Raw genomic sequence first — 4,277 nt, forward strand, 5'->3', positions numbered from 1 at the left:
GGTCGCCTTTACCGCCGCACCCGAGCCCGTCGCCCCCTCCGAACCCACAGAACCCTCCGTCGCCACGGCAGAGCTGCTCGAACGCATCGATGGCGACCGCGCCTTTCTCGCCGAGCTGCTCGATCTCTTCCGCGAAGACTATCCTGCGCAGATCAACGCCGCCCGTGAAGCCGCCCGCACCGGCGACGCCGCCACGCTGCAACGGGTCGGCCACGCGCTCAAACGCGCACTGGGAAATCTCGCCGCGCCGGTCTCCGCTCGCATGGCCGGACAGATCGAAGCCATGGGCAGAAACGGCAATGTGCAATCGGCAACCGCCGCCGTCAATGAGCTGGAGCTGGAGCTGGATCGCGTCATCACCATCCTCGACAGCCTCTGTATGGAGACGACCCAGTGAAGATTCTCCTTGCAGATGATGATCCCGTCTCGCTGCGCCTGATGCAGCGAACGCTCGAGAACTACGGCTACGAGGTCGTCACCGCGACCGACGGGGTGCAGGCCGCAAAGATCCTGTGCAATCCTGGCGGCCCACGGCTCGCCCTGATCGACTGGATGATGCCCGAGCTCGACGGTCTCGGCGTCTGCCGCGAGGTCCGCGGCCGCCACGAGGACGCCTACATCTACATCCTTCTGCTCACCTCGCGCCAATCGAGCGACGATATCGTCAGCGGACTCGAGGCCGGGGCCGACGACTACCTCACCAAGCCCTGCCACGCCGCCGAGCTGAAGGCCCGCCTGCACACCGGCCGCCGCATCCTCCAGCTCGAAGACAAGCTGGTCGAGGCACGCGAGGAGATGCGCTTCAAGGCGACCCACGACGCGCTCACCTCGCTGTGGAACCGAGGCGGCATTCTCACCCTGCTGCGCGCCGAGTTCAGCCGCGCCACCCGCCACCGCACCCCGCTGTCGCTGCTGATCTGCGACATCGACCACTTCAAGAAGATCAACGACACCTATGGCCATCCGGTCGGCGACGAGATCCTGCAGCAGGTCTCCCACTACCTGCGCGACCTGGTACGGCCCGAGGATTGCGTCGGACGCTTCGGCGGCGAAGAGTTTCTCATCGTACTCGGCGACTGCAGCAGAGCCACGCTCGAGGTGCGCTCAAATGAGATCCGCGAAGAGATCAGCCGCGTCCCCTTCCTCACCCAGGAAGGCTCGGTCTCCGTCTCGCTGAGCTTTGGCGCCATCACCATCGAGCCTCCGTGCGAAGCCGTCGATATCGACCTCTACGTCAAAAAAGCCGACGCCGCCCTCTACCGCGCCAAGGCCGCAGGCCGCAACTGCGTCGTCTTCGCCGAACAACCCGTCGCCGTCTAAACCTTCACCACCAATCGCTCAGCATCGGGAAAAGACTTAACCCCACCACAAAAGCACATCCTCTCAACCGAAGCAGTCCCCTCATGCAGGGAGCAGAATGGGAGAGGGGAGCGGCGAAATGGAGATTGCGGGAGATTGAGACAGCGAATCTTTGCGTGGGCATTGGCGCGCTTCAGTCAGGGCTATGAGCAGTTCGTCGCGCCTTATAAGCAGCGGCTGTTTGCCGAGCTGCGTGGGACCGTGGTCGAGCTGGGGCCGGGGACGGGCGTGAACCTTCGCTATCTCGACCGCGAAGCAGTGCGCTGGATCGGCGTCGATCCCAATCCCTTTATGCGGCCTTATCTTTTGCGCGAGGCCGAGCGTCTGGGGATGGCGGTGGACTGCCGGGTAGGCTCGGCCTATGCGTTGCCGATGGAGGACGCGAGCGTCGATGCTGTGATCGGTACGCTGGTTCTGTGCTCGATCGGCGACCGGCAGCGTGCGCTGCGCGAGGTGCTGCGGGTGCTGAAGCCGGGCGGGCGGTTTGTGTTTATCGAGCACGTTGCTGCGCCGCGTGGGAGCAGGCTGCGACGGGTGCAGCGGCTGGTTGCTCCGCTGTGGAGGCCGCTGGTCGATGGATGCAATCCTTGTTGCGAGACTGCGGTGGAGCTGGAGCATGCGGGCTTTGCAGCGGTGGAGTACGAGGCGATGGTGGCGCCGCTCCCGGTGGTGAGTCCCCAGATTGTGGGCGTGGCGAGCAAGAGCGGCTGAGGGGGCGATGACGTGCGGTTGGGGGTGCTTTGGGGTGAGGCGTGGTGTGCCTTGCTGCTTTGGGGGTGGGGAGAAGCAGGTACCGCACCGCTCTGCTCGCCGAAGAGATCGAGCTTCGCCGCCATACTCGGCGGTCTCGTTGGGGAGCGGACTGGGCTCCTGGCTGCGAGTTCTGCGGCTGAGGCGAGGGCGGTGTCTGGGGACATGGCGCTCTCCATTTTGGGTAGGATCGCGGTTCGCTCTTCGGGACTGGTCTCGCTCTCGGGCGAACGCTTTTTAAAGCTAATCGGCATAGCAGGAGCTATTGCGTCGTGGTCGTAGATTACTTGATGTCGGAGGATGCTTTACTGGCGTTCTTCGTGAATGGGCGGAATGAATTGGTTGTTATACCTCTTGGTTCGATGTATAGTAGCTTTTCGATGGCACCTCGCGAAACCAATCCGAATTTTATGAACGGCGTTCCTGAACTACTGATTCTCAGATTGGTTCAACAAGAGGAGATGTATGGCTATGAGATCGTCCAGGCGATACGTGGTCGCACCGACTCGGTGATCGCGGTTGGCGAAGGCGTGGTTTATCCAGTGCTTCACGGTTTGGAACGCGACGGTGCACTAAGGTCACGGCGCAAGACCGTCAATGGGCGCAACCGAATTTACTATTCCGTGACGCCTGCCGGGACACGACGATTGGCCGATCTTGCAAAGGGGTGGACTAATCTGACGGCAGCGATCCAAACGATTTTGACAGGAGAAAAACATGGCGAAGCCGTTTGACGAACTGCGCGAGCGCCTGTTGCGGGCCGGTGTTGCACCACGGCATGTACGGCGCTACCTGTGCGAACTCGGCGATCATTTGTCTGATCTCAAGGTGGATGAAAGAAACGCAGGTCGCTGCGCAGCGGACGCGGAAGCTGCGGCGCTGATCCGGCTTGGCCGCACCGACGATCTCGCGAACGCCATGATCGAGCAGCGGCAGTTTCGATCGTGGAGCAACCGGGCTCCATGGGCAATCTTCAGTCTCGGTCCGCTTTTGATGCTGGCGGTTGCCTACTACATCGCCATGTTTCTTCTGTGGTCGGGTTGGCAGATATTTCTGCCAGGAGCCGATACGCCGTTCGTTCGGATCGATGGGTTTGCGATCTTCTATTTGGGAGTTGGCAGGCTGATCTATTTCGGCGCGCCGGTTTTCGTCGGTTGGATCGTCTTTCTCATCGCCGCTCGGCAGAGATTCAATGCGCTGTGGCCAATCATTAGCACGATTCTGGTCGCCTTCGTGGGAGGCGCCGCCCAGGTTCGTGCCAGCCGCACGGCGATCCCAGGCGGACTCGGGCACATTCGTATGTTCTTCACGCTTCCAAGTTCGGGTGAGCTTTTGCTGGACCGCCTGGTGGGTGCCGTGATCGTATTCTCGCTCGGGATGGTGCCCTATTTTATCTGGCGACTGCGAAGAGTCTCACTTTCCTAGCGGCAGTACTCGCGGTTGCGCTTATAACAAGCTCTCCGGTTCGCATAGCCCTGTTGCATACTTCAATCGATCGTGAAGTTCAATATTGACATATTCCCCATAGGCATATAAATATTATGCCTATGGAGAATATGCCTGAATCCGTTAGCCCTGCCAGCGCTCTTCCGATGCTGATTCTTCGTGTTCTCCAGACCGGAGGACTGCATGGCTATGCCATCGCACAACGGATTCATCTGCTCTCGAGCGAGGTGCTCGCGGTGGAGGAGGGGCTGCTTTATCCCACGCTGCAGAAGATGTTGCTGAAGGATTGGGTCGAGGCGGAGTGGGGCATCTCCGAGACCAATCGCAGAGTTCGTTTCTATCGCATGACCGCGAAGGGGCGGCAGCAATTGAAGAGAGAGCTTGTCAGCTACGATCGCGTGAACCAGGCGATCCGGGACATTCTTCGAACGGCTTAGGCCGAGGCGGTTACGGTTCACGGAGGTTCACGCATGCGCGATCTGCTTCGTAAGATTCATTACCTGATCAACAGGCGCCGTCTCGATGCGGAGCTTGAAAACGACATGGAGTTCCATCGCGAGATGGCGGCCCGCGCAGGTCGCAACAACTTCGGCAACATGCTGCGGCTGCGCGAGCAGGCGTTCGAGGCAAGCGGATGGACGTGGCTGGACCGGCTGATGCAGGACCTGCGCTACGGCTGGCGGATTCTCACTCGCGCGCCGGGATTTACGCTGGTGGCGGTG

Annotated in this window: 6 protein-coding genes and 1 pseudogene; all 7 read left to right on the forward strand. The window is 61.0% G+C overall.

Annotation, left to right across the window (positions count from 1 at the left end; all coding sequences use genetic code 11):
- Positions 1 to 397 (forward strand): Hpt domain-containing protein (locus VMU57_RS07880; RefSeq protein ID WP_325382183.1); only part of this gene is annotated, 397 nt, incomplete at its 5' end.
- Positions 394 to 1,320, forward strand: coding sequence for a diguanylate cyclase (locus tag VMU57_RS07885; RefSeq protein WP_325382185.1), 927 nt, complete (start codon positions 394 to 396; stop codon positions 1,318 to 1,320). The genes VMU57_RS07880 and VMU57_RS07885, both read left to right, overlap by 4 nt.
- 135 nt (positions 1,321 to 1,455) lie before the next feature.
- Positions 1,456 to 2,070: a class I SAM-dependent methyltransferase gene (locus VMU57_RS07890; protein WP_325382186.1), complete on the forward strand. Its 615-nt coding sequence runs from the start codon at positions 1,456 to 1,458 to the stop codon at positions 2,068 to 2,070.
- Between the two features lie 311 nt (positions 2,071 to 2,381).
- Entirely contained in the window at positions 2,382 to 2,843 is a 462-nt protein-coding gene (locus tag VMU57_RS07895) for a PadR family transcriptional regulator (RefSeq protein ID WP_325382188.1), read from the forward strand.
- The gene (locus tag VMU57_RS07900) at positions 2,827 to 3,534 is read left to right on the forward strand and encodes a hypothetical protein (RefSeq protein WP_325382190.1); all 708 of its coding nucleotides are present in this window, start codon (positions 2,827 to 2,829) and stop codon (positions 3,532 to 3,534) included. The genes VMU57_RS07895 and VMU57_RS07900 overlap by 17 nt, the downstream gene beginning before the upstream one ends.
- Positions 3,535 to 3,665: 131 nt before the next feature.
- Complete coding sequence (locus VMU57_RS07905) at positions 3,666 to 3,992, forward strand: PadR family transcriptional regulator (RefSeq protein WP_325382192.1); 327 nt, start codon at positions 3,666 to 3,668, stop codon at positions 3,990 to 3,992.
- A 33-nt stretch (positions 3,993 to 4,025) separates the two neighbouring features.
- Positions 4,026 to 4,277, forward strand: a pseudogene (locus VMU57_RS07910) (ABC transporter permease); the annotation flags it as partial.

Source organism: Edaphobacter sp. (assembly GCF_035532915.1).
GTDB lineage: Bacteria > Acidobacteriota > Terriglobia > Terriglobales > Acidobacteriaceae > Edaphobacter.